The 24,279-nt window shown below is 41.6% G+C and carries 22 protein-coding genes and 1 pseudogene; 14 read left to right on the top strand and 9 right to left on the bottom strand.

Annotated elements, in window-relative coordinates; genetic code table 11:
• The first annotated feature begins 29 nt into the window (after nt 1–29).
• The 5 genes from trpD to trpA are packed head-to-tail and all read left to right on the top strand — an operon-like array spanning nt 30 to nt 4,459.
• Complete coding sequence (gene trpD, locus BUQ87_RS09100; protein WP_038263000.1) at nt 30–1,049, top strand: anthranilate phosphoribosyltransferase; 1,020 nt, start codon at nt 30–32, stop codon at nt 1,047–1,049.
• Nucleotides 1,046–1,819, top strand: coding sequence for an indole-3-glycerol phosphate synthase TrpC (gene trpC, locus BUQ87_RS09105; protein ID WP_038262998.1), 774 nt, complete (start codon nt 1,046–1,048; stop codon nt 1,817–1,819). The genes trpD and trpC overlap by 4 nt, the downstream gene beginning before the upstream one ends.
• Nucleotides 1,812–2,474: a phosphoribosylanthranilate isomerase gene (locus BUQ87_RS09110; protein WP_330391313.1), complete on the top strand. Its 663-nt coding sequence runs from the start codon at nt 1,812–1,814 to the stop codon at nt 2,472–2,474. Before trpC ends, BUQ87_RS09110 begins: the two co-directional genes overlap by 8 nt.
• Before the next feature lies 1 nt (nt 2,475).
• A complete protein-coding gene (gene trpB, locus BUQ87_RS09115) occupies nt 2,476–3,675 on the top strand; it encodes a tryptophan synthase subunit beta (RefSeq protein ID WP_038262993.1) in 1,200 nt (399 codons plus the stop codon).
• The gene (trpA, locus tag BUQ87_RS09120) at nt 3,665–4,459 is read left to right on the top strand and encodes a tryptophan synthase subunit alpha (protein WP_038262991.1); all 795 of its coding nucleotides are present in this window, start codon (nt 3,665–3,667) and stop codon (nt 4,457–4,459) included. The genes trpB and trpA overlap by 11 nt, the downstream gene beginning before the upstream one ends.
• Nucleotides 4,460–4,749: 290 nt before the next feature.
• Here trpA and BUQ87_RS09125 read toward each other — a convergent pair whose 3' ends face one another.
• A complete protein-coding gene (locus tag BUQ87_RS09125) occupies nt 4,750–6,129 on the bottom strand; it encodes a putative bifunctional diguanylate cyclase/phosphodiesterase (protein WP_052635982.1) in 1,380 nt (459 codons plus the stop codon).
• Nucleotides 6,130–6,318: 189 nt separating this feature from the next.
• Nucleotides 6,319–8,019 (bottom strand): methyl-accepting chemotaxis protein, encoded by a 1,701-nt coding sequence (locus tag BUQ87_RS09130; protein ID WP_038262988.1) that lies wholly within the window; start codon nt 8,017–8,019, stop codon nt 6,319–6,321.
• 772 nt (nt 8,020–8,791) lie between these two features.
• Here BUQ87_RS09130 and BUQ87_RS15730 point away from each other — a divergent pair.
• Nucleotides 8,792–10,003: a methylated-DNA--[protein]-cysteine S-methyltransferase gene (locus BUQ87_RS15730; RefSeq protein WP_077216474.1), complete on the top strand. Its 1,212-nt coding sequence runs from the start codon at nt 8,792–8,794 to the stop codon at nt 10,001–10,003.
• Nucleotides 10,004–10,075: 72 nt separating this feature from the next.
• On the top strand, nt 10,076–10,318 hold the full coding sequence (locus BUQ87_RS09145) for a hypothetical protein (protein WP_038262985.1): 243 nt from the start codon (nt 10,076–10,078) through the stop codon (nt 10,316–10,318).
• A 79-nt stretch (nt 10,319–10,397) separates the two neighbouring features.
• Here the strand turns inward: BUQ87_RS09145 and BUQ87_RS09150 are convergent, their stop codons facing one another.
• Complete coding sequence (locus BUQ87_RS09150) at nt 10,398–11,039, bottom strand: cyclase family protein (RefSeq protein ID WP_038262982.1); 642 nt, start codon at nt 11,037–11,039, stop codon at nt 10,398–10,400.
• Nucleotides 11,040–11,595: 556 nt separating this feature from the next.
• Between BUQ87_RS09150 and BUQ87_RS09155 the strand changes: the two genes are divergently transcribed.
• A complete protein-coding gene (locus BUQ87_RS09155; protein ID WP_038262981.1) occupies nt 11,596–12,573 on the top strand; it encodes a hypothetical protein in 978 nt (325 codons plus the stop codon).
• Nucleotides 12,574–12,665: 92 nt separating this feature from the next.
• Here the strand turns inward: BUQ87_RS09155 and BUQ87_RS09160 are convergent, their stop codons facing one another.
• Complete coding sequence (locus tag BUQ87_RS09160; protein ID WP_038262978.1) at nt 12,666–13,499, bottom strand: DNA-binding domain-containing protein; 834 nt, start codon at nt 13,497–13,499, stop codon at nt 12,666–12,668.
• A 237-nt stretch (nt 13,500–13,736) separates the two neighbouring features.
• Between BUQ87_RS09160 and BUQ87_RS09165 the strand changes: the two genes are divergently transcribed.
• The 3 genes from BUQ87_RS09165 to BUQ87_RS09175 all read left to right on the top strand — a co-directional run bounded on the left by BUQ87_RS09165 (nt 13,737) and on the right by BUQ87_RS09175 (nt 18,247).
• A complete protein-coding gene (locus BUQ87_RS09165) occupies nt 13,737–14,414 on the top strand; it encodes a response regulator transcription factor (protein WP_038262976.1) in 678 nt (225 codons plus the stop codon).
• Nucleotides 14,414–16,168 (top strand): sensor histidine kinase, encoded by a 1,755-nt coding sequence (locus BUQ87_RS09170; protein ID WP_038262973.1) that lies wholly within the window; start codon nt 14,414–14,416, stop codon nt 16,166–16,168. Before BUQ87_RS09165 ends, BUQ87_RS09170 begins: the two co-directional genes overlap by 1 nt.
• Nucleotides 16,169–16,357: 189 nt before the next feature.
• Nucleotides 16,358–18,247, top strand: a complete 1,890-nt coding sequence (locus BUQ87_RS09175) for an NHL repeat-containing protein (protein ID WP_038262970.1) — start codon at nt 16,358–16,360, stop codon at nt 18,245–18,247.
• A gap of 199 nt (nt 18,248–18,446) precedes the next feature.
• On the opposite strand, the gene BUQ87_RS09180 is transcribed toward BUQ87_RS09175, so the two are convergent.
• The 4 genes and pseudogenes from BUQ87_RS09180 to BUQ87_RS09195 form a co-directional block, all read right to left on the bottom strand.
• A complete protein-coding gene (locus BUQ87_RS09180) occupies nt 18,447–18,734 on the bottom strand; it encodes a sll1863 family stress response protein (RefSeq protein ID WP_038262969.1) in 288 nt (95 codons plus the stop codon).
• 272 nt (nt 18,735–19,006) lie between these two features.
• A pseudogene (gene tnpB, locus BUQ87_RS09185) lies at nt 19,007–20,080 on the bottom strand (IS200/IS605 family element RNA-guided endonuclease TnpB).
• A 6-nt stretch (nt 20,081–20,086) separates the two neighbouring features.
• The gene (tnpA, locus tag BUQ87_RS09190; RefSeq protein WP_038262966.1) at nt 20,087–20,491 is read right to left on the bottom strand and encodes an IS200/IS605 family transposase; all 405 of its coding nucleotides are present in this window, start codon (nt 20,489–20,491) and stop codon (nt 20,087–20,089) included.
• Nucleotides 20,492–20,634: 143 nt separating this feature from the next.
• A complete protein-coding gene (locus BUQ87_RS09195; RefSeq protein WP_330391315.1) occupies nt 20,635–20,913 on the bottom strand; it encodes a winged helix-turn-helix transcriptional regulator in 279 nt (92 codons plus the stop codon).
• A 386-nt stretch (nt 20,914–21,299) separates the two neighbouring features.
• Here BUQ87_RS09195 and BUQ87_RS09200 point away from each other — a divergent pair, with 386 nt between their 5' ends.
• The 3 genes from BUQ87_RS09200 to BUQ87_RS09210 are packed head-to-tail and all read left to right on the top strand — an operon-like array spanning nt 21,300 to nt 23,271.
• Complete coding sequence (locus tag BUQ87_RS09200; protein ID WP_038262962.1) at nt 21,300–21,935, top strand: flavodoxin family protein; 636 nt, start codon at nt 21,300–21,302, stop codon at nt 21,933–21,935.
• A gap of 30 nt (nt 21,936–21,965) precedes the next feature.
• On the top strand, nt 21,966–22,697 hold the full coding sequence (locus BUQ87_RS09205; protein WP_038262959.1) for an MBL fold metallo-hydrolase: 732 nt from the start codon (nt 21,966–21,968) through the stop codon (nt 22,695–22,697).
• A 58-nt stretch (nt 22,698–22,755) separates the two neighbouring features.
• A complete protein-coding gene (locus BUQ87_RS09210) occupies nt 22,756–23,271 on the top strand; it encodes a GNAT family N-acetyltransferase (protein WP_038262956.1) in 516 nt (171 codons plus the stop codon).
• A 118-nt stretch (nt 23,272–23,389) separates the two neighbouring features.
• On the opposite strand, the gene BUQ87_RS09215 is transcribed toward BUQ87_RS09210, so the two are convergent.
• The gene (locus BUQ87_RS09215) at nt 23,390–23,590 is read right to left on the bottom strand and encodes a cold-shock protein (RefSeq protein WP_038262953.1); all 201 of its coding nucleotides are present in this window, start codon (nt 23,588–23,590) and stop codon (nt 23,390–23,392) included.
• Nucleotides 23,591–24,279: the final 689 nt, after the last annotated feature.

A 24,279-nucleotide genomic window follows, 5' to 3' on the forward strand; every position in this document is an offset into this window, starting at 1 on the left:
TTTGACAAGGAAAATAAGGGGGGATGGACATGATAAAAGTTGCAATAGAAAAACTTGTATTGGGAGAGGATCTTGAGCACGATCAGATGGTGCAGGTCATGGAAGAGATAATGGAAGGACGGGCACCGGGTGCCCAGATAGGGGCTTTTCTCACGGCTCTCAAGATAAAAGGCGAAACGGCAGACGAGATAAGTGCAGGTGCGCAGGTGATGAGGGAAAAGTCCCTTAAGGTAGATATTGGAGGACAATACGCAATAGACACATGCGGTACGGGGGGAGACGCCCTTGGAACGTTCAATGTCTCGACGGCAGTGATGTTTATAGCCGCGGCCGCCGGAGTAACGGTGCTAAAGCACGGCAACAGGTCGGTTTCAAGCAGATGCGGAAGTGCGGACGTGCTTGAGAGCCTTGGAGTAAAAGTGGACCTCGGCCCGGAGGGGGTTCGAAAATGCGCCATGGAGCTCGGACTGGGATTTATGTTCGCGCCAATATTCCACTCGGCTATGAAAAATGTAATGGGTGTAAGACGAGAGCTTGGCATGAGGACTATATTCAACATGCTCGGACCGCTTTCGAATCCAGCGAAAGTGCAGGGACAGGTGCTGGGGGTGTTCGAGCGTGGCCTTACGCAGACATTCGCAGAGGCATTGAGGGACATGGGATGTGAAAGGGCGCTTGTCGTCCACGGAGATGACGGGCTTGACGAGATAAGCATAACTACCTCCACACATGTAAGCGAGCTCAAGGGCGGAAAGATCAAAAGTTATACAATAAGCCCGGAGGATTTTGGAATGGAACTATCGGGCATTGAAGACATACAGGGCGGGGACGCTGATAAAAACGCACAGATCATTAAAGACATTTTAAGCGGCAAGAGGGGAGCCAAAAGGGACATAGTGCTTCTAAACGCAGGAGCCGCGATATATGTCGGGAAAAAGGCGGGAAGCATGGGCGAAGGCGTTGAAATCGCAAAAGATGTAATAGACAAGGGGCTTGCACTTGAAAAGCTTCAAAAATTCGCGAAGCTCACAAGGAGGTTAAGGCAGTGATACTTCAAAAAATAGTGGACAGGAAAAAACAGAGGGTACAGGAGGAAAAATCAAAGAAGCCCCTTGAGGAGCTGCTTTTGAAGATAGAATCCATGGGCCCGTGCAGGGATTTCAAAATGGCGATTGAAAGAGGAGGTATATCACTCATAGCAGAGGTTAAAAAGGCGTCGCCTTCAAGAGGTGTTATGAAGGAAGATTTCGATCCGGAACAGATAGCAAGAGAGTATGAAAAGGCGGGTGTCGATGCTGTATCGGTGATAACCGAGGAGGATTTTTTCCTCGGGAAGCCAAAGTACCTTAAAACCGTAAGGGATATAGTATCTGTGCCGGTGCTGAGAAAGGACTTCATAATAGATCCGTACCAGATATACCAATCGAGGGCCATGGGAGCCGACGCAATACTTCTTATAGCGTCAATACTTACGAAGGATCAGCTGGCAGAATTTTATGAAATAGCAAAAGGGATCGGCATTCATTGCCTTGTGGAAACCCATACTATAGAAGAGGTGGAAAAGGCCATAAGCGCAGGAGCCCAGATAATAGGCATAAACAACAGGGACCTTTCCACTTTTAAAACGGACATATCAAAGACGGCGGAGCTCATAAAGCACATTCCAAAAGACAAGATCGTCGTAAGCGAAAGTGGAATAATGTCGGGAGAAGATTCGAAAAGCGTGCATGACATGGGTGCAGATGCGGTGCTTGTGGGCCAGTCCATAATGGAGTCTGGATCAATAGCGGACAAGGTGAAGGAGCTAAAGGGTGAGTGAGTTGACAAAGATAAAGATATGCGGGCTTACGAGAAGCGTGGACATTGAATATGTTAACGAGCTCATGCCGGATTATGTTGGCTTTGTGTTTGCAAAGAGCAAAAGGAGAATAAGCACACAGGATGCGGCAAAACTCATAGCCGGACTAAAGCCCGGGATAAAAAAGGTGGGAGTGTTTGTAAACGAATCCATCCCAAACCTACTCGAAACCGCAAGGGTTTGCAGGCTTGACGTGATTCAGCTTCACGGAAGCGAGGATTTGGACTACTGCAAAAAGCTTGCGGGCTATGAGGTATGGAAGAGCTTTGGACTGCCTGGCACTGAATATGCCGGCGGAAAAACAGATGGAGATGCCGATGAGGTCTGTTTTATAAATTTTAAGGATATTGAGCAGTACAAGGATTTTGGTGTGCTTCTTGACACCTGCTGCAAGGGGAGTTTCGGTGGTACGGGAAAGAGGTTTGACTGGAAAGCGGCAAAGGGCATGAGCAGTAGATTTTTTACAATACTCGCCGGAGGGATAACTCCCGAAAACGTCAAAGAGGCAATAGAGACGGTAAAGCCCCATGTTGTTGACGTAAGCAGCGGGGTCGAGACAGATGGACACAAGGATTTTGAGAAGATAAAAAAACTTATTATGAATGCGAGGGGATAACATGAAAGATCAAAACAAGAAGTCGAGATTCGGGAAATTCGGAGGGCAGTTCGTTCCTGAAACACTTATGAACGCACTTATAGAGCTTGAAGGGGAATATGAAAAGGCCATAAACGACGAGAGCTTCATGAAGGAGTACAGGTACTACCTCAAGGAGTATACAGGAAGGCCCAATCCGCTTTATTTTGCGGAAAACCTTACGAGGGAGCTGGGGGGAGGAAAGATATACCTCAAGAGGGAGGACCTCAACCACACGGGGGCGCACAAGATAAACAACGTGCTGGGTCAGGTGCTTCTTGCAATGAGAATGGGCAAAAAGAGGATAATAGCCGAAACCGGGGCGGGGCAGCACGGGGTTGCAACAGCGACTGTGTGCGCCATGTTCAATCTTGAATGCGAGGTTTACATGGGAGAGGAGGACGTTCAGAGGCAGTCCCTAAATGTTTTCAAGATGAAAATGCTCGGAAGCAAGGTCAACTCGGTGACGTCCGGGACTGGAACGCTCAAGGACGCCACAAACGAAGCGCTTAGAAACTGGGTTGCAAGGGTCGATGACACTTTCTACGTAATAGGCTCCGTAGTGGGGCCGCATCCGTATCCTACAATGGTAAGGGATTTCCAAAGGGTCATAGGTGACGAGGCCAGAGAGCAGATTCTCCAGATTGAGGGAAGGCTTCCGGACCACCTTGTGGCATGCGTAGGGGGAGGCAGCAATTCGATGGGTCTTTTCTATCCTTTTGCAAAGGACAAGAATGTAAAGATGCACGGGGTTGAGGCAGGAGGTCTTGGAATAGAGACTGACAAGCACGCAGCCACAATTTCGAAAGGCTCAATAGGTGTTATACACGGGATGATGACATACGTGCTTCAGGACGACTACGGCCAGATAATGCCGGTCCACTCAATATCGGCAGGGCTTGACTATCCGGGAATAGGACCAGAGCACGCCAATTTCCACGATACTGGAAGGGCGCACTACGAGGCCGTGACAGACGATGAGGCTGTGGAAGGGTTCATGCTCCTTACAAGAAGCGAAGGGATAATACCGGCCCTTGAGAGTTCACACGCAGTAGCATACCTTAAAAAGCTGGCCCCGAAGACTGAAAAGGACGAGATAATAATAATGTGCCTTTCGGGAAGAGGGGACAAGGATATGAACACGATAATGGACATAGTGGGAGGGGAAGATCATGGCGAGTAGGATTTCAAAAAAGTTTGAAGAGATTAAAAAGAGAAACAAAAAGGCGCTCATAGGTTATCTGACATGCGGATATCCCGATTTGGAAGAGACCTACGAGCTTGTAATGGAAGGCGAAAAGGCAGGAATCGACATAATGGAGCTTGGAATACCGTATTCCGATCCGGTGGCGGACGGGCCTGTAATACAGATTGCATCCGAAAAGGCGCTGGAGAAGGGAGTCAATATAGACGGGATATTCGCCATGGTCAAAAGGCTAAGGGAAAAGACACAGATTCCGCTTGTAATAATGACATATTACAATTCGGTTTTCAGGTACGGTGATGAAAAATTCATAAGTGCCTGCTGTGAAAGCGGAATCGACGGGCTTATAGTGCCGGACCTTCCGTACGAGGAGAGGGACATTCTGCTGGGGCTGACCCAAACTAGCGGAGTAGACCTGATACCCCTTGTGGCTCCGACATCTGAGGACAGGATAGAAAAGATAGTGTCGGATGCCACAGGATTTGTGTACTGCATATCATCAAAGGGAGTGACCGGAAAGAGAAGCGAGCTTTCCGGCGGACTTGAAGATTTCATGGAAAGCGTAAGAAAACATACGGATGTCCCGCTTGCTATAGGCTTTGGAATATCTGGCCCTGATGCTGTGAAAGACGTCAAAGACATCTGCGACGGCGTTATAGTCGGAAGCGCCATAATAGAAAAGATAGGAGAAGGCATTGAAGCGGGGGATGCGAAGGCAAGAGTTATTCCTTTTATAAAGGAGCTAAGCGCTGCGCTGGAATAAAGATTAAGGAATACAGGTGAGGCCATTTATATATGCCTTGGATATTATTCTGGTGCGGTAGTGTCCATATTTAATATAAGAGTCAAATGTGATCTAAAAAAACACAGCCGCTAAGGAAAGGTGCTCAGGAAACCAATAGTAAGGGATTGAGGATTACCTATATCTCTTACTATTGCATTTTAATTGCTACTTCATTAAAAGAAGGATTGATTTCAACGTTTTGATAGTATGCTGTAGATATTGAAAGGTCTAAAAGCTCACATTGACAGACTCATTTACACATTTTATCGTCAGCTATTTTTATTAGTTGTTCTGCAGTCAGCATGTTTTCGGGATAAACAGATATTCCTGTTGTAATTAAGAAGTCTCTTAAACTCTTCTATCGGTAGGGGTCTGCTGAAATAGTAGCCTTGAAATTCATCACAGCCTTGGCTTTTTAAAAAGTCTAACTGCTGTAATCTTTCCACTCCTTCAGCGATGACTTTCAAATCCATTTTTTTAGCTAGTGAAATCACTGATTCTAAAATGATTCTTTGCTTTTTTGCATCAAACTTCTTGTCTATAAAAACCTTGTCTATCTTTAATATGTCAATTGGCATTTGCACTAAATAATTCAAAGAAGAGTATCCCGTTCCAAAATCATCAAGCGAAACTTTAATTCCTCTTTTTCTAATCTTTTTTATTATTTCTATTGATGTATCCAAAGTATTCATTATTGTATTGTCTGTGATTTCCAGTTCAAGGTACTTAGATTCCAAATTCGCCTGATTAAGAGCTTCCTCAATTTTTTCAATTAGATTCATATCTTCAAACTGTCTTGCCGACAAGTTCACGGAGACACATAAATCATACCCCTCGTCTGCCATTGCTTTGGTTTGCATGCAGGCCCTTTTTAATACAATATCCCCTATCTTCTGTATAAGGCCGGTTTCTTCCGCTATTGGGATGAACTCGGCAGGAGATATTATCCTGCCTTCAGAATCAATCCATCTGACCAGGGCCTCCATCCCTACGATTTTTCCACTGCGTATGTTAACCTTAGGCTGATAGTACACATGGAATTCATCTTTCAATAGCGCAACTCTAAGCTTTGTTTCAAGTAACACTTTATTCAGAGCTTTTTCAGAAATTCTTTCATCATGTACTCTATAACTGTTTCGTCCCATGTCTTTTGAATGATGCAGAGCTGTAGTCGCTTTTTTAAGCAGCCCTTCAAAATCTATTGCATCTTTGGGGTAATTGCTTATACCTATGCTTCCAGTAATAAAAAGCTCATTATCTTTTATTTTTATTGGGTATTCGAACAGGTTCAATATCTTTTTTGATAAGCTTTCCGCACGCATCAATGAATTATTTTCTTTCAATAAAAAAACAAATTCATCTCCGCCCCACCTGTAAAGCCTGCAGTTTTCATATGCCAGAGCTCTCAACATAGCTGCTATTTTTTTAATCACTCTATCTCCGTTAAAATATCCTAAAGTGTCATTTATGGCCTTCAATTTGTCAATATCAAAAAATATTACTGAGAATTCATCTTTATTAAGGCACAGATTTTTTAAATGCATATACAGAGATTCTCTGTTAAATAGCCCAGTGAGACTGTCATAGTACGACAGTTTATGTATTGTTTTCTTATTTTTTTTGTTTTCAGATATTAGTTTTTTATTCATATTTCTTACCTCAATCAGCTATAGTTATTTCCAAATTCACTATGGTAATTCGAAGTGTTGTCTGTTATGCTGGATTTCTTTTTCAGATTGACTATAGGGAAAATATTTCCCCTGAAACTGATTAGCCCCTTGAAATAACACGCCATAGGGGGAAGCTAGCATTCAAAATTCAACACCTGTGTAATTACATTAAATTTTAAAATGGCTAATATCTTTATGTAATTTTTCGGCTACTCCATTAAGATTTTCCGTATGCGATTCAACTTCTTCAATCGCGGCAGATTGTTCCTCCATGCTTGCCGATGTCTCTTCTGTTGATGCAGTGGTTTCTTGGATTAATGAAGAAATATTTGTTATTGATTCTATTATGTCACTTTTATGTTCGTCTATTTCCTGCGTATGCTCCTTGATTGAATCAACCGATTCCACAAGTTTTTGTATTAGCTCTGAAGTTTTTTCAAAGACTTCCTTTGTTTCATTTACAGCCGCTCCTTGCTGCTGAACAACTGCATTCACATCATTCATTGTGGAAACAACAGTATGAGCTTTTTGCTCTATAGTGCTTACCATTTGTTTAATATCTTTAGTGGCGTTTTCAGTTTCATCTGAAAGCTTTCGGATTTCTTCCGCAACTACTGCAAATCCTCTTCCCTGTTCTCCAGCTCTTGCAGCTTCTATGCTGGCATTTAGAGCCAGTAGATTTGTCTGACTTGCAATATTGTCAATCAATATTACAGTTGTTTCTATGCTTTTGGAAAAATTGTACATGTCCTGCACTTCTTTATTCACCTCTTTTGAAATGTTTATGTTTTGGAGCATTTTCTCATCAAGCGTTTTGACGATGTCCATTCCTTGCTTGCTCAACTTATTTGTATTCATCGAAAGGTCTAACATTTTTGACGCAAGATCATCTGTTTCTTTGATTTTATACCCTAGGTCATTTGTCTTTTCAGATATTTTCTCTGAGTCCTTAGCCTCCTCCATCGAAGCCGTCGCAATCTCTTCTACAGCTTTAGCCACGCTATTTATCGCCATAGAAGTCTCTTTTGTAATGACTAACAGATTCCCTGAAGACCCTTTTAATGTGTCTGATGAGCCCTGTATGCTGCCGACTAGTTTTTTTAGTGAGTCCTGCATTTGTTTAATCGAAATTGAAATTTCGCCGATTTCATCCTTGTATCCCATATGTTTTTTAGAGATTTCACTGCTTAAATCACCGCCTGCAATTGTTTTGAGGGATTCTTTTGCTGCATTAAGCGGCGTCACTATTGCCTTTGTGATTAAAACTGCAATTGTTAGGGACATAGCAACCGCCAAGGCTATTAGCATTAGGATGTTTCTTACAACAGCCACGTAATCCTTATCGTTTTGAGCATTTATTTCATCCGCGACAGTCATGTTGTATTCAGCTAATTTTTGAAGACTCGTTTGATAGTTTTCCAAAAGCCCTTTCGAGGAATTGAGCAGTGCGTAAGCCTCATCCCTTTTTCCGCTTTGAGCCAACTCGACTATCCTGGGATGAACTTCCAGGTAATTTTCTCTGTTTTCCTTGAACTGATTCAAAGCTTCCACTTCGAAAGGATCGAGCTTTGTATTTTCGTAGTTGGCTATGTCTTCACTGATTTTTTCACTGTAGACTTTCATATTGTCTAAATATTCTTGCTCAGAAGACATAATCAGATTAAGAAGGTCCGCCTCAAAAGCCTTTATCTGTGTGCGTGCGTCATTAAGCTGGCCTATTGGCTTTAGACGGTCGTGAAACATGGTGGTCATGTCGCTATTCGCCTTTGAATTGTAGTAATATCCTACAAGTCCAACTGTGACGATTGCTGCAATCATTATCCCCGCAAAAATTGCAAGTTTCGTTCTCATTTTAAAATTATTTAACATTTCTATCCCCCCGAAAATAATTGTTTTTTTATATCCCAATGAGACTGGTCACTACAAAGAAATTGCATACCCGTTTATTGGTAATGAGACTTGTTTCAATAGTGTCACTATACAACAGTACAAAATATAAGTGTTGGAACTAGTTGGTTTGATTAATGTTATAGCTATATACTATTAAATTTTCTTATTAATGGTTAATTTGAAAAACACATAAATCTTTATAAGAATAAGAGATTTTTAAATTGTTGTCAATTACTTATTCTGGCAAACGATTACATAATTCGACTTTTTATTGTATACCTGCTTGAAATATACATATTTTTCGATGTTTACAAGTTACCCTCTGCACTTTTTAACGGAAGCGATAATCATATTGAATTTATGGATTAATCACCCTTGCGTGTTTTTATAAAAAACAAGATATGATTATTATTTTTATTTTTCATAAAATAAAATTTGAACATACAGATTGTGAACGATACAGTAAAATGGTTTAATGCAGACAAGGGATTTGTCCCACTATACACGAGATCTCAATTCATATTCACAATTTGTGTACATAAAAAGCCAAGTGCTTATCTTTCAATTTTTAAGAAAGTAGTCTGAGCATAATTAAAAGCCATGGGGGAATATAATGTTTACAAACAGCTTTTAATAGCAGGTGAATTGCTGTAACATGTTAACGTAGGGAAAGTCACAAGTGAATAGGCCCTATGGGTAGTATATCTGGCTTTGTGCCTTTGGAACTATTAGAGGAAAAGGGGCGATAATTATGTACTATACAAGATTTGACACTATATTTTGCGAGATAATACTGGTGGGAGACGAGCAGGGGCTTGCAAATCTGCATCTGAACACCGGAAAGGGAAAGCGAACATTTGAGATAGATGATGAATGGATATTGAACGACGGTTTTTTTGCTCCTGCCAGAAAGCAGATAGAGGAATATATGAGCGGTGAGAGAAGGAGATTCGATGTACGCCTCAATCCCAAGGGCACGGATTATCAAAAAAGGGTTTGGAGCGAGCTGACTAAAATCCCATACGGAAAGCTATACACGTACAAGCAGATAGCGGCCAACACCGGAAATGAAAGGGCTTCAAGAGCTGTGGGAATGGCCAACAGCAAAAATCCAATACCGATTATAGTGCCCTGCCACAGGGTAGTCGGGTCAAATGGAAAACTAACGGGTTTCGCCCACGGACTTGAAATAAAGGAAAAGCTTATAGCCCTTGAAAAGGGGGAAAAGTCACCGGGGAAGGCAGCCGATGAAACACCAATCGGAGAGCTACATGAAAAATTGGGGAGCACGGTGAGAGAAGAACTATTTGAGCTTGCGGACGAAGAGTACAGGAAATTTCAAATCAAGCTTTGTCCGAATACAGAAAATATTGTAGGAGTAAGGCTTCCACTGCTGAGAAAGCTTGCGCAGCGAATAGCAAAAGGGGACTGGCGAAAATACATGGAGGCAGCAAATGACGAGTACTTCGAGGAAGTCATGCTTCAGGGCATGGTAATAGGAAGCGCAAAGGCGGGAGTTGAAGATGTGCTGAGCTATGCGGCGGATTTTGTACCCAAGATTGACAACTGGGCTGTGTGCGACAGCTTTTGCGGAAGTCTGAAAATCACCAATAAGAACAAGGCACGAGTTTGGGAGTTCATACAGCACTACCTTCACTCGGATAAGGAGTTTGAAATACGCTTTGCAGTTGTAATGCTGCTTGGATATTATATAGATGAATATTATATAGACAGGGTGCTAAAGCTGCTGGACGGAGTTAGGCATGACGGCTACTATGTGAAAATGGCGGTTGCGTGGGCTGTGTCGATTTGCTTCATAAAATTCCCTGAAAAGACAATGGAATACCTTGAAGACAGCAATCTGGACGATTTTTCATACAACAAGTCTCTCCAGAAGATAACGGAGTCACTGAGGGTGGACAAGGAGACGAAACATATTATCCGCAGCATGAAACGAAAGTAATGAGCATAGAGAAAGAGAATTAGAAAATAAAACGAGCCGTTTAGAAAATAAGCAGAATAGGCGGATATTATCATGAAAAAGAAGTTGTGGGCAGTAATAATGGCAGTAGCTGCAATTATGGTGGCGATTCCTGTATATAACTTTATTGTTATTACCGCAGCATTCAGCAGTTTAGGAGACTTGCATGAGGAAAAATTGAAAACTGAGCTAAGCACTGGAGAAAAGGTTTTGTTTATTGAAAGCTATATAGAGGATTTTCCCGACAGCAGTGATGTCAAGTATGAGATTTTTGAGCTGATTAATCAGTATATATAAAACTAATAAGCTATGAAAGGGATGGCGTGATTTCACGCCATCCCTTTCATAGCTTATGCCTATTTCTGAATAAAAACAGTTACATGTCTTCTATTGATACTGCTCGTACAGGAGAACCGTCGGCATTTTTGCTTTTGAGGGGCATGACGCTCAGTGTGAAGTATTCGCTTTCTATGGAGTCCAGATTCGTAAGGTTTTCAATTATCACTATATTTTTTGACAGGAGCGCCTTATGTACTGAAAATGTGGTTGAATCCATTCTGTCTATTGAAATTGCATCGACTCCAACCCCTTTCAGGTTGAACTCTGAAAGCCATTTGGCCGACTCCTCGCTTAAAGCGGGGAAGCCTTCGTAATATTTTCCGCTGCCCCAGTAACTGTCCCACCCTGTTCTTATTATTACAAATTCCACATTTTTTATCTTTTCCTCGTGCTGCTTTAGGGTGTCAGCGTCTATTGACTGCATACCCGCATCTGAAAAATCGAGGATCACTGCCCTTCCCATGAAATGGCTTATATCCAGGTCGTCAAGATATGGAGCGCCGCTTAGCATATGCGCAGGCGCGTCCATGTGAGTGCCCGTATGTGAGAACATTGTTATCCTGGCCTCCTGGAAGCCGTCTTTTTCAAGTGTGTTGGCCTTTTCGAAAATTGGCGGCTTGGTTCCTGGAAAAACAGGCATGTTTGAATGTATAACATGCGTCAGGTCTGTGATTTTCATAATACCCCTCCGTTATAATGTTTTTTATTTACTATATTACTACCATATTTGCTCGATTTGAACAGATTAATCATTTTTACAAAGTATTGCAGCGATAATTCTTCAAAAACATTTCGCTCAAACACTCTGAATGAATTGATTCTGGTGAATAGCGCTGAAATCTTTTTTTTCATGAAATAAAACCTCCTGAACTATAATTATTTGCATGTATTACATGTAATTGTGTTTTAGGCATGGTTGGTAATTACAAAAACTAAAGTTTGGCATCAGCCCGGTATTTGCCTGTTGCCACAAGGGGGCAAGTAGTGAAGTATAATATATTTTTCTGCATTTCATCATAAATATATTTATTTTCCAATAAGTATTCGAATAAAGATATCAGTAATAAGGGCATGATCTTCAATTAATCACTTTGAATATCCATCAAAACTCAAAAGCACACGACATTCAAATGGAATTCACACGAAATTCACACCATGGGGATATCATATATACAAATAGAAAGTGCAAGGGCGCAAACACAGAGTAAACTAAAAATTTGAGGAGGATGATTATCATGCTAAAGAAGAAAATGAGAAAAGCGGTAGGGATGATGTTAGTGGCGGCAACACTGTTTTCAAGTTCGGTAAGTTTTGCAAACGGGCAGTATGGAAATTGGAACAAGCCGGGTGAGATACATGAACCTGCGGGAATTGAACAGAAACTACAAGGGCTTAGTGACAAGGAAATGGAAAAGGCAGAAAAAATTTTAAAGAGAATAGAAGACCTCGAGTTCAAACTCGACATGGCATATGCAAAGCTCAACTACATCATAGGAACTGAAAATGGCCATGAGCAAGATCACGAGGGAGACATTTGTCATGAGGACGAGATGAGCGATTTTGAAAGATTCCTTCAGGACATGGGAATAATCCACTCAGTAAGCGATCAGGACAGGCAGACGCTTGAAGAGCTGTTCACAAGCGCCATAGCGGCTGATGAAAACGGAGAGCATGAGAAGGCCGAAAGGATATGGGACAGGATATTCGGAGTGGTTTCAAAATATGAAGGAATCCACCACGAGCAGACAATAAGGGACATACCGGTTGAAAAGCTTGCAGAGGAAATACTGCATCACGTGCAGGTTTCTCTAAAAGATGCTGAAGACCTTGAAAGTATGGTGGAATTACTAAAAGAAGCTCTTCAAAATGAGAACTTTGAGCAGGCTGAAATGCTTTACGGCCAGATAGAAGAGCTTATAGGGCACTACCAGAGTCAGAATGAAGAGAATATAAAGCCTGAGATGACTAAAGAGATATTCGAAGAAATGGTTTCGAACATGGAGATGGAGGGTCACATATCAAGCCAGGATGCGCAGACTTTAAGGGAGCTTTTCCAGGCATTCGAGCAGGCTCAAGCTGCAGGAAGCTTTGAAGAGGCGGACAAGTGGATGAAGAGAATAGAAATGGCATTCGAGGAGATATTCCAAAGCATAGAAAATAGTCAAGGCGAGCAGTTAATCGAAACAGTTGAAATGCAGCCGGTTGAATATTAATATCAATAAACAATTATCAGGGAAACGGAGAATCCGTTTCCCTGATAATTGTTTTGCAGAGGCTTCTTTTGGAATGCGGATTGCAGCTAAACTTATTGTGTTGTGTAAAATATAATCCCATCTATGAATTTCTTGCAATTTATTTTACCTCGAAATTTGCTTTTTCCCCGTATGAAATCCATTTCCTTTTTTACCTGCTGGAAACTGTAAATGCCGTTGGAATACTCGGCAAAGGCATTGCTCTCTTGATTTTCTATGCCCAGATTGGCTATGTTGGACATTCCAAGCGCAGCAGTTCGCCTTATGCGCTGCTCCATGGATTTTGGACTGTCTGAAAATTTATGGCAGAGTTCCTTGAGTGTGTAATCAGACATGTTCTTGCCTGTGTCAATTAAAAACTTTACTATTTGAATGATGTCGCTGCTCCCAACCGTTCCGGCCACGCCCATGCTTTTCATTACACCTTCAAGTGAACGGTCTATATTGCTTTTAATATGGTGTTCGATATCGCACTTGCTGAAATTGACGATCTTTTGTATTTGTTCAAAGGCCATTCTCAGTTCGATTTTATGCTTGACCCTCTTTATCACATTTTCAATCTCAATAGCATTTATGGGTTTATTGACGTAGTATTCTACTCCCTCTTCGTATGCTTTTGCGGTCATGTGTTTTGAGTGTACTTCTGATATCATTATGAACTGGACTTTAGGATATTTTCGTTTGATGTCTCTCACTATGGATATGCCGTATCTTTGAGGTATCATCAAATCAAGAATCACTATATCAGGATGCAAGCTTTCTATTTGTTTTACAGCATCGACGCCGTTTTGAGCATGCCCTACAATTTCAGCGATCATGTTATCTTCTATTATCTTTCTCAATTCCATTATTATATTCATATCCCCTTCAGCTATGAATATTTTCATTTTTACAACCCCTCCAACATGAAATTATATATAGCAAAGTTCCCTGTTAAAAACCATTGTACCACAAATACGGATTGAATGTTTGGTTGTAGGACAATTTATTGAAAATAAATTTGATTTCCTAAATGGAATACATTAAAAAAAGAGATGTTAATTTTCACCGTATACAGATATTCTAGAAGGAATTCAAAATATGGTACAATTATTACAGACTCATTTTGTTTGGAGGAGGAAAATATGAAAGAAAGTATACTTATAGCGGAAGACGAAGACAGGCTTAGGGAGATTGTAAGGGAATACCTCGAGGATGAGGACTTTAAGGTGCTTGAGGCGGCAAACGGCAGGGAGGCAATTGAAATCTTCCAAAGCGGTAGCATAGACCTTGTACTCATAGACATAATGATGCCTGAAATAGACGGCTGGAGCCTTTGCAGAAAGCTCAGGAAGGAATCGGACGTTCCCATAATAATAATCACGGCAAGGTCTGACGAGGACGACAAGCTCATGGGATTCGAGCTTGGAGCGGACGAATATGTTACAAAGCCTTTCAGCCCCAAGGTTCTTGTGGCAAGGGTCAAAAGCCTTTTGAAAAGGGCCAAGGGGACTTTAAACAGGGAGGAATACATAATAAGCGAGGGAGAGCTTGTGATAGACAAGAAGGCATACGTTGCAAAGCTCAGGGGGGAGGACATCGGGCTCACACCGAGGGAGTACGAGATACTTCTCCACCTGCTTTCAAACAAGGGGAACGTGCTTACGAGGGAGAACCTTCTGGACAATATATGGGGGTACGACTACTATGGCGACGGCAGGGTAGTCGACGCCCACATAAAAAAGATAAGGAAAAAGCTCGGCGACTACGGCCAATGCATAAAGACCGTGTTAAGGGCCGGATATAAATTCGAGGTGAACTGATGAGAAAAACGGGAATAACTACAAAGCTGTTTGCAATGCTGCTTGTCACTTTCGGAATGATAATAGGGGCGGTTCTCATAGGCTCTGCATATTTTTTCGAGCCGTACTATGTGGACAAGAAGATAGGCGGGCTTGAAAAGAAGATTTTTGAATTTCTGGACGAGAATGCAAGGGGAGGCCATATTGAAGATTTTGAACTCGTCGAAAGGGCAAAGGTGTTCTCATTCGAAAACGAAAGCCCACTTGCGATAATGAAGGGCGGGGAGATGTTCTATCCGTTCAGAAGGTATGCCGTGGAGCTTGAAGGCGATTTCGGGGTTTCTCCAGTTGAGTTAAACAGTATACTTTTCCAGATTCAGGACAGGGGAATGGACATAAGAAATGGCATGGAGATGTCTATTTTTGGATTTTGGGACGAAGGGCAGTTCATGGCCGTTTCAATCGACGAGCCGCAAGATGAGGAGCTTGCAAGGCTTGCATTTGACTTTAAAAGGGAAGCTTCTGACTTTGTAAGGATTACAGGAAGGGTAATATCGCACGAAATGCCGGAGTACGATCCGGGTTCGATATACAGGCAGGACAAGCTCTTTGAAATGACACAGGCCTATGCATCGGGTCAAGAGCCACTGCCGGATGACGTGGCAATAAAAGAGGAAGAGGACAGGATGACCGGAATAAAGAATTACCTGATTGCAGTGCCGTATGAGGGGAAATTCGCGTTTTGCCTTTTCAGCATGCAGCCCGTCAGCGACGTCATATCACTAATACCTGGATTCATGAAATACGTGGTGCTCATGGCAGTTATACTCGTGGTTGGCATTTCGTTTGTGATAGCCAGGATAATAGTGAAACCCATAATAAGAATAAGCGTTGCGGCCGAGAAGATGGCGAGGCTTGACTTTAGCGAAAGGGTGGACGTTAAGTCGTCTGACGAGCTGGGGCTGCTTTCGGGAAACCTCAACACAATGGCAGACGAGCTAGAGTACACTCTTGAGGAGCTTGAAAAACGAAACAAGAGGCTGCAGGAAGAACTCGACAGGGAAAAGCTTTTGGAGCAGGCCAGAAAGAGCTTTGTAGCAGACGCATCGCACGAGCTCAAGACGCCTCTGGGGATAGTCCAGGCGTACACCGAAAGGCTTGAGGACAAGTTTATAAAGGACGAGAAGGCAAGGCGCTATGCTGGGATAATACTGGATGAAAACAGGAAGATGAACAAGCTCATAAACGACCTTTTGGAGCTTTCGAAGCTAGAGTCCATGACATACAGACTCAGCAGGAATGAATATGACATTTCAGCCGACATTTTTGACATAGCTCAAAGGTTTAATCCTCTGTTCGAGGAAAAGGGCATAGAATTCGGACTTGACATTCAAAATGGAATCCATGTGGATGCGGACCCTGAAAAGATGGGCCGAGTCATTACAAACATGATATCAAATGCCTTGAAGTACACGCCGTCTGGAGGAACGGCGCAGCTGAAGTTTGGAAGAGGCAGCGGCAAGGCTCGCTTTGGAATTTCAAACGAGGTTGAAGATATCGGGAAAATAGACATGGAAAAGATATGGGACAGGTTCTACAAGGCGGACAAGGCGAGGAGCAGGAAAATGGGGGGGACGGGACTCGGGCTTTCAATAACAAAGAGCATACTAGACCTTCACGGGTTCGAATCTGGAGCGCTTAAAAGCGAAGGGAGCATTGAGTTTTATTTTGAAATCGAAGAATCGCATAGATGCGAAATTGCAAGAAAAGTATAATAGATATTACGGGTACCCAAAGTATAATCGGAGGTGGTTTACATTAAAGCTATTAAGAAATTATTTTTTTGCGCTGTACTTATTGCAGGGATTAAGGGCCACTGGATCCATGCTCAACCTGATTTTAGTATTGACGCTGACAATGAAGCTGTCGAATCGGGTTATAGGACTGAGCAATCGGACAGGATTTTGGAATCAAAGTCAACTGACGATGCCCAGAAGGAGTGGAAAATCAGATTCAGCATTCAGGTTATGCCCTCGGAGGACAACCTTGAAAAAATCAAAGTCACTGACTCTGATGGAAATATAGTCGAGACGGCAAAGGTGCTCAGCCAGGACAAGATGGAAGTGACTGTAAGCCCGTTGGCGAAGTATGAAGCGCAGGAGACATACAGGTTATATATCCTAAAAGGTATAAAATCTGTGTCGGGGGAAGTCATGAATGAGAATGTGGAGATGCCTTTTTATGTCAAAAGCAGCCAAGACGGCGGACAAGGCGGAGAAATCCAGGAAAGCGGCTGGATATTGGAGAGCATAGTAGAGCCTTCAGTGCTTGGAGGCGCGCCATTTGATATTGTGGTGTTAAGTGATGGAAGTGTTCTTGCAAAGGGGCCGAATGTCAAGTTTGTAAGCATTGACAAGGACGGCGCGGAGCAGGCTCAGGAGACTGATATATGGGCTCCTGGGGATTATTACGACGTGTCGGAAGATGGAAGGATATGGTGCTATAATTTCTTCGCGGGTGAGATATATGTGACAGAGCAGGGCAAACAGAGTTTTCCAGAGCCGCTTGAATATCTTCCGAGATGCTACTCAGGAGGGGCGATTTCGGTAGCGCCAGACGCAAGCGCGGTGTACGTGATAGTTCAGGAAGGAATGAGTGAGAGTGCTTCGCTGTACAGATACAAAGTGGAGGAGGCATCTCTGGAGAAACTTATTCAGGTAGGCGAAGAAAATCTGCTTTACGGGGTCGAGGTGGTGAAAAACGGGACTGTATACATTGCGGGTAAAAAAGGCGTATATGCGCTTGCCGAAGGCTTGGGAATGTTGCCTCTTGTAGAGTGGGAGACTCCAAAGTGTCTTAACTTTGACGGAATGACAAGCGACAGTGAAGGGAATCTCTATATTGGAAGCAGCGATGGAGTCTATGCAGTGACGCCTCAAGGTGAGGTTGAGTGCATTGCAGATACAAAGGGACAGCCTGGATACAATGGCGATTCCATAGGTCTTGCATATGATGAGACGACGGGATCTTTGTTCGCGGCGGCAAAGGAGTCTCAAAACATATATGAAATCAGAGAAGGAGAGATAACAAAGCTTTTGGAAAGCAGCGGACTTGTGGTTCCGATAGCAATAGCCATTAACCAACAGAACGAGGTGTATGTAAATGGAGACGAGATCGGAGTTGTAAAGGTGTCAAGCAGCGGAAACGTAGAAAAAATATGTACAAGGCCCGACCGTGACATAGTCTGCTATCAACCGCCTGCGGCGGGGATGGCATTTGGATTGTTCGAAGAGCTCTATTTTACAGAATCGGCTCCGGGGTTTGAATCTTCAATAGCTATAATAGGGCAAAGCGGCGAAATAGAAAGAATATACAATCTGGGAGACAACGACTACTCAGCGCCGTCGGGGATATGTGTGTCTGAAAGCGGAGTGTTATATTATGCGGATTCGGCTCGAAACGCAATATGCATGATCGGGGAAAATGGACCGCAGACGGTGCTGCAGGATGTGCAAAACCCCATTGGAGTGGTGACAAGGGATGGAATCACATTCTGGATAAGCGTCGGAGCAAAGGACAAGGGATCGTATGGGAAGATAGTTAAAATAAGCTCTGGAGTCGAAACAGATGTATATGCGGCATTGAATGATGGGCTCACATTTTTCGATGTCGATGAGAATGGAAATGTATATGTTCCCGACGGGGACAGGATGGTTCTTGTCGGCGAAGACGGGGGCGAGCAGGTATTGGCAGAAGGATTTAAAAGCTTGAAAGATGCAAAGATTGCAGGTGATGGAAGCGTGTATTTCACCGACTATGGAGCATCGGCCCTTTACAGGCTTATGAAAAGATAGATATAGAGAATGGCTGGCAAAATATGAAGCAAAAGAATTGGGTGTGTTTAAGAAAAATGTTAAAAATAGGTGTTTTTAGAAATTGCGTACTTAACTGAGTTTAATTACGCAATTGTAATAAAATATGAACTAGGGGAACCTCTTCTGAGATTCCCTTAAAAGTGCTATTATATCAAACCTTATTTTTAAACATAGCCTATTATTTAAATCTTAAAAGTGCTTTTGAAAAAGCACTTTGTATAGACTTCCAAGAGTCTTCAATTCCTTCTTTGATGTCATCCCAAGCTTCTTCACTGGAGCTTTGAACATCTAAAAGCTTTTGCTTTGCTTCATAATACTTATTGCGCAGTAATGAAAGTTGTTCTTCTTGTTTAACCTTTATATCCGGTTTGGCTTTTTCTATTTGTTTCTCTAATATTTCGATTTCGGCACTCCACTCATCAATTTGAGCCTTGATTTCATGTACCAACTCATCTTTCTTGCTCATAGAATCAATCCCTTCTAAATTTTATGAGTAATAGATATTTAAGGTATTTGTTGTACGTATTATTCTTATACCTATTTGTCCTAATTATATAACATTTAAGTTCAATAATTTATCAAAATGATATATAGAACAATACTGCAACATTTTTCAGTTTTAATAAGTGAACTACCCCCACTTTAGAAGTGGGCGCTTCTTGGTCAATAGAGCTACCGCTCCAAGTTTACCCAAGCTCTAAGGATAGCTCCTGCCCCGATTGGCTATATATCTTGTATTTACATAGCCAACTTTAGCAAGTTTAGACTTGCATTATAGTCCCTGTCTATTTCCAGACCGCATTCAGGGCAGACATACACCCTGCATGAGAGGTCTTTTGTTTGGCTTGACTTGTTTCCGCAAGCAGAGCATAGTTGGGAACTGGCATAATTCGACGGAGCGATTATAAGCTCTCGGCCATACCAACTTGCCTTGTATTCAAGCATTGCCCTGAACATGCTCCAGGATACTTCAGAGATGGCTTTGGCAAGCTTATGATTTTGCATTAGATTTTTCACTTTCAAATCCTCGATTACTATTGCTTGGTTTTCGCTAATAATCTTCGTACTTGTCTTGTGAAGAAAGTCGTTTCTTTGATTCGCTATCTTCTCATGCAGTTTAGCAACCTTGAGTCTGGCTTTGTTACGATTGTTGCTACCCTTTTGCTTGCGCGAAAGTTCTCGCTGGAGCTTGGCAAGTCGCTTTTCTGATTTTCTCAGATGCTTCGGATTCTTATATGCTGTGCCATCTGATAGCACCGCAAATTCCTTGAGTCCTACATCTATGCCTACTTTGACATCTGTTTGCTGGAGTTTTTCAGTTTCAGTTTCGACCAGTACAGACACAAAGTATTTTCCAGATGGCGTTCTTGATATAGTACAGGACTTAATCAAGCCATCGAAAATTCTATGCTGTCTGATTTTGACAAGAGTTTTTAGTTTTGGAAGCTTGATATATCCATTTTCGATAGACACAGTCCCTTTTTGGTTATTGGTCGTGTACGAATGCCTATTGGATTTCTTCGACTTGAATTTAGGGAAACCTATCGACTTATCTCGAAAGAAATTTTTGTAGGCTTTGTTTAGATTGAGTTGAGCGTTCGCAAGTGCAAGGCTGTCAACCTCTTTGAGTCACTCGAAATCTTTCTTGTACTGAGCGGGTGTGCTCTTTAGGCTCTCGCCAGTCTGCTTGTAGTGTTCAATTCTATCCCAAAGCATTCTGTTGTATATGAATCTAACGCATCCAAAGCATTTTGCAAAGTATTCTCTTTGTTCTTTGTTTGGGTAAATTTGATACTTGTACGCTCTCAACATGGCAATTCACCTCGCTTTCTGACCTTGGCTTTCGATATACTGCCTGACAACATCAATAGGCGCACCACCTGTAGTTAGCAGGCAGTAACTCTTGCTCCAAAAGTATTCTTTCCACAGATCCTGCTTTATAGTCGGAAACTCTTTCTTTATCAGCCGACTACTTGCACTCTTATATGCATTTAGAAACTTGGATATTTCTGAGTTTGGGCAGGCTCTAAACAGAACATGGACATGATCTTTGTCGTGATTCCATTCTCCGATAGTGATTCCGTACTTTGGAGATATATATTCGAAAATTTCTTTCAGTCTGTTGGAAATTGTACCATCTATTACCTTGCGACGATATTTTATAACTAATATTAAGTGGTAACTCAATTTGAATACTGAATGATTGTTTGTATCGAGAATCATTGTTATCACCTCATATTTATTATATACCACTGATTACGTTTTGCAAACCGTTTTTGCCTTACGGCAGGGCTATCCATCCCCACCCTACGCTCTCACTATCGGGAGCAAGGTAGCTTAGCGGATGGGGAATTCCGCCCAATTCGTTAAAGATTTGAAAAATGTTTTACGGACCATTTTTGAAGAATGTCCAAGGCGGGAAACAGTTCTTTTCCCATATCTGTAAGTTCGTATTCGACCCTTGGAGGGACTTCGGGATAAGCTGTCTTGAATATCAGGCCATCTTTTTCTAATTCTGTAAGCTTTTCGTTTAGAACCTTTTGGCTGACACCGCATGTTATCCTTTGAAGCTCCAGAAATCTCTTGGGGCCTTCGTTTAGATGGCACATTATTACAGCCTTCCATTTGCCTCTTATAAAGTCCATCCCAAGATCTAAATGGCATACATATTTTTTACCTTTATGATTAAGCATATGCTCACCTGCCTGTTCTACCTGATAAAAGTTATTGAAATCTTTTCATAAAAAAATAATACCGTAAAAACGGGTGAAATTCAAATTCTCCTAAGCTTTATAAATGCTCAAATCTTACCAAAAGGTAATATGACTAACCAAAAAGTGCGTACTTGCTCCCAAAAGGCATGGATATTATACTAGCGGTAAGACTTATAAAATGACAGTACCTCCAAAATGCATTCCATGAAGATAAAATGGGAAAGCAGAAAAGCATTTCCCATTAGGCAAAAAATTCCTGTATGTTTTTGGAGAGTAGCCATATTCAATATTTTTATATAAAACGAGGAGGAAAAAACATGAAAGTAGTTGCGTTCAACGGAAGCCCGAACAAGGAAGGAAATACATACCACGCTATAAGGATAGCGGCGGAGCAGCTTGAAAAAGAGGGCATGGAGGTGGAAATAGTACATGTGGGAAACAAGGCTGTAAGAGGCTGCATGGCATGCGGAGGTTGCATAAAGAACAGGGATGAAAAATGTGTACTGGCTGGAGACGATGTGAATGAATGGATTCAAAAAATGAAGGATGCAGACGGTATAATAATAGGTTCTCCTGTGCACTATTCGGCAATAGGAGGAACAATGAAGTCGTTCCTGGACAGGGCATTTTATGTGGCGGGAGTAAACGGAGGAATGCTGAGGGGCAAGGTCGGCGCGGCGGTTGTAGCCGTAAGAAGATCGGGAGGTCTTCCTACTTTCAGCCAGCTTAACAACTACATAAACTATTCTGAGATGATAATGCCGACGTCGAACTATTGGAATGTAATACATGGCACAAGGCCTGGAGAGGCGCTGCAGGACGAGGAGGGAGTTCAGATAATGAGGGTGCTTGGAAAGAACATGGCCTATGCGCTAAAGCTTGTTGAAAACGGAAAAGGATCTGTCGAGGAGCCAGAAAAAGAGAGAAAAGTATTTACCAATTTCATAAGATAATATTTGCAGGCGAGGGGGAAGGACACTTTTATGTACAAGGCCAAAATTCACTACCTGTACCATTCCGGATTCATAGTTGAGACCGATTCAAACATATTCATATTCGACTATTTCAATGACGAGTGCGGTGGGGAAAGAACGCTTGATAACGGCGTGATACCTGGCGAAGTCCTTAAGACCGGCAAAGGTGTCTATGTTTTTGCATCCCACTCTCACTTGGACCACTTCAATCCATTGATATTCGATTGGAAAAATATCAATCCCAAAATAGAGTATATTTTGAGCAGTGACATTGAAATGGAAGAGGATTATCCTCGGTGCAATGTGATCTCTGAAGGGGAGAGCATACAGATTAAAGACGTGACTGTAAAGGCGTACGGCTCGACGGATATAGGAGTATCATTCCTTGTAAATGCGGATGGCCTTTCAATATTCCACGCTGGAGATTTTAACTGGTGGCACTGGAACGGCGAAAGCGACAGATTCAACTGCAGAATGGAAAGGTCATTTAAATTCAAAATAGAAAAGCTAAAGGGTGAATGCATAGACATAGCGTTCTTCCCTGTGGACTACAGGCTTGAGGACAAATACTCCATTGGAGGGGAGTACTTCATTGAAAATCTGATTCCCAAGCTGTTTGTGCCTATGCATTTTGGAGACCATCCTGAAATCACCAGGGATTTTTATAAAAAAGTAAAGGGTTGCAAAACCCAAATAGCCGTCATAAATGAAAGAGGGCAGGAGATACTTTACTGGGCTTAAAATACGAAACATAATCAAGGTATAATGTAATAAACAGCAGTTCACAGGAGGGACATATATGATTATTAGACCACTGATAGATGATGATGTACAGGCTGTTGCTAAAATATATACGGATAATTGGAAGAATACATATCGAAATATCTTACCCGATTCTTTTTTGAAAAGAATGACATATGAACATTCAAAAGAAAAGTGGTTGTCATATATCCATACAGATAAACAAGGGGTTTTTGTTGCAGTAGATGAAAATGATATGATTATTGGATTTTCAGCATACAAGCCATATTATGATTTGGAGAACTGTCTGTTACTCGATTCCTTGCATATTACTCAAACAGTGCAAGGCAGTGGAATCGGCAAGAAGTTGATTTTTACAATTGGTAAGCATGCTTATAATAACGGATATGAAAAACTATCCATTTGCATTGTGAAAGGAAATGATAGAGCAGAAGGAATATATACTCATTTAGGTGCGAAGCATCACAAAGATTTTATTGACGATTTTGAAGGGACACCTTCTAATTCATCAGTTTTGATATGGGATGACTTGAATATATTTGTCTCTAAATAAAAAAATGAGTAGCCTTTGTGATATTTCAAATGGACTTTCATTAATACTTTATCTTTAAATTCAAAAAATAAAAAAGGACATGAAGTTTATCTCCATGTCCTTAATATGCTATATAAGATTATATGCTTACTATATTCTCAGCTTGTAGTCCTTTTGCTCCTTGAGCTACATCAAAAGAAACTCTTTCGCCTTCTTCTAGTGTTTTAAAACCGTCTTTTTGAATTTGAGAGAAGTGTGCAAAAACATCTACTCCGTCTTCTCCAGTTATAAATCCAAATCCCTTTTCTGCGTTAAACCATTTCACTGTACCGTTATTCATAATCGATACCTCCAAATTTTATTTTTTTCTTAAACCATTTCGTACAAAGTAAATCAACTTAAAAATTTAGAGTTAATACGATTAATACCTGTATAATTCTATTTTATTTTTAAATTCAAATATTCCCTACAAACTTTAATTAAGACTTATTAAGAATATCACACTTTGGCAAATATGGCAACTTTTTTCTTTTTGTTAAGAAAGGCTCTTGGTCGCACAAAAGACACCAATATGTCTCAAGTTAAAGAGGTCCTAGAGTTTTGTAAGGAAGGGCGATACTTCAAGGTAGGACCAGCGCCTGCACCACCTCACTTGCAATACGGACGCTAAGCTATGGATAGTTGCGTGCTTCAAGCACATCACCTCCAAAATTAAAATAATAGGGATAATCATAATTCTTATCCCTTTGTATGACTGGTTTTCAAACCGTCACTTTCCCCTATCACTCCATTAAATCTTTAAATATATTCAATCAAGGGATTCACAAACCTTTGTTGTATTATTAAAGTACGACCAAAAACAACCAACGAAGGAGGCGAGCCCCTTGCTTGAACGCCAGTTAATATTTGATTGCATCGACTTGTTCTCAGGCAATAAAAAATCTAAGTTTTACGAGAAAATCTTCGACACAATCGATCTATCCTGTATTCCTGAACATCCCCAATCTATACGCGGCCCTAAGGGATATT

This window comes from Peptoclostridium litorale DSM 5388, from assembly GCF_900141635.1.
Classification (GTDB): Bacteria; Bacillota; Clostridia; order Peptostreptococcales; family Peptostreptococcaceae; genus Peptoclostridium; species Peptoclostridium litorale.

Excerpts from the sequence above, each read along its gene's own strand:
- trpD (WP_038263000.1), top strand. The coding sequence starts at position 30 with ATGATAAAAGTTGCAATAGAAAAACTTGTATTGGGAGAGGATCTTGAG.
- trpB (WP_038262993.1), top strand. The coding sequence starts at position 2,476 with ATGAAAGATCAAAACAAGAAGTCGAGATTCGGGAAATTCGGAGGGCAG.
- trpA (WP_038262991.1), top strand. The coding sequence starts at position 3,665 with ATGGCGAGTAGGATTTCAAAAAAGTTTGAAGAGATTAAAAAGAGAAAC.
- BUQ87_RS09125 (WP_052635982.1), bottom strand. The coding sequence starts at position 6,129 with ATGAATAAAAAACTAATATCTGAAAACAAAAAAAATAAGAAAACAATA.
- BUQ87_RS09130 (WP_038262988.1), bottom strand. The coding sequence starts at position 8,019 with ATGTTAAATAATTTTAAAATGAGAACGAAACTTGCAATTTTTGCGGGG.
- BUQ87_RS15730 (WP_077216474.1), top strand. The coding sequence starts at position 8,792 with ATGTACTATACAAGATTTGACACTATATTTTGCGAGATAATACTGGTG.
- BUQ87_RS09145 (WP_038262985.1), top strand. The coding sequence starts at position 10,076 with ATGAAAAAGAAGTTGTGGGCAGTAATAATGGCAGTAGCTGCAATTATG.
- BUQ87_RS09150 (WP_038262982.1), bottom strand. The coding sequence starts at position 11,039 with ATGAAAATCACAGACCTGACGCATGTTATACATTCAAACATGCCTGTT.
- BUQ87_RS09155 (WP_038262981.1), top strand. The coding sequence starts at position 11,596 with ATGCTAAAGAAGAAAATGAGAAAAGCGGTAGGGATGATGTTAGTGGCG.
- BUQ87_RS09160 (WP_038262978.1), bottom strand. The coding sequence starts at position 13,499 with ATGAAAATATTCATAGCTGAAGGGGATATGAATATAATAATGGAATTG.
- BUQ87_RS09165 (WP_038262976.1), top strand. The coding sequence starts at position 13,737 with ATGAAAGAAAGTATACTTATAGCGGAAGACGAAGACAGGCTTAGGGAG.
- BUQ87_RS09170 (WP_038262973.1), top strand. The coding sequence starts at position 14,414 with ATGAGAAAAACGGGAATAACTACAAAGCTGTTTGCAATGCTGCTTGTC.
- BUQ87_RS09180 (WP_038262969.1), bottom strand. The coding sequence starts at position 18,734 with ATGAGCAAGAAAGATGAGTTGGTACATGAAATCAAGGCTCAAATTGAT.
- tnpA (WP_038262966.1), bottom strand. The coding sequence starts at position 20,491 with ATGATTCTCGATACAAACAATCATTCAGTATTCAAATTGAGTTACCAC.
- BUQ87_RS09195 (WP_330391315.1), bottom strand. The coding sequence starts at position 20,913 with ATGGACTTTATAAGAGGCAAATGGAAGGCTGTAATAATGTGCCATCTA.
- BUQ87_RS09200 (WP_038262962.1), top strand. The coding sequence starts at position 21,300 with ATGAAAGTAGTTGCGTTCAACGGAAGCCCGAACAAGGAAGGAAATACA.
- BUQ87_RS09205 (WP_038262959.1), top strand. The coding sequence starts at position 21,966 with ATGTACAAGGCCAAAATTCACTACCTGTACCATTCCGGATTCATAGTT.
- BUQ87_RS09210 (WP_038262956.1), top strand. The coding sequence starts at position 22,756 with ATGATTATTAGACCACTGATAGATGATGATGTACAGGCTGTTGCTAAA.
- BUQ87_RS09215 (WP_038262953.1), bottom strand. The coding sequence starts at position 23,590 with ATGAATAACGGTACAGTGAAATGGTTTAACGCAGAAAAGGGATTTGGA.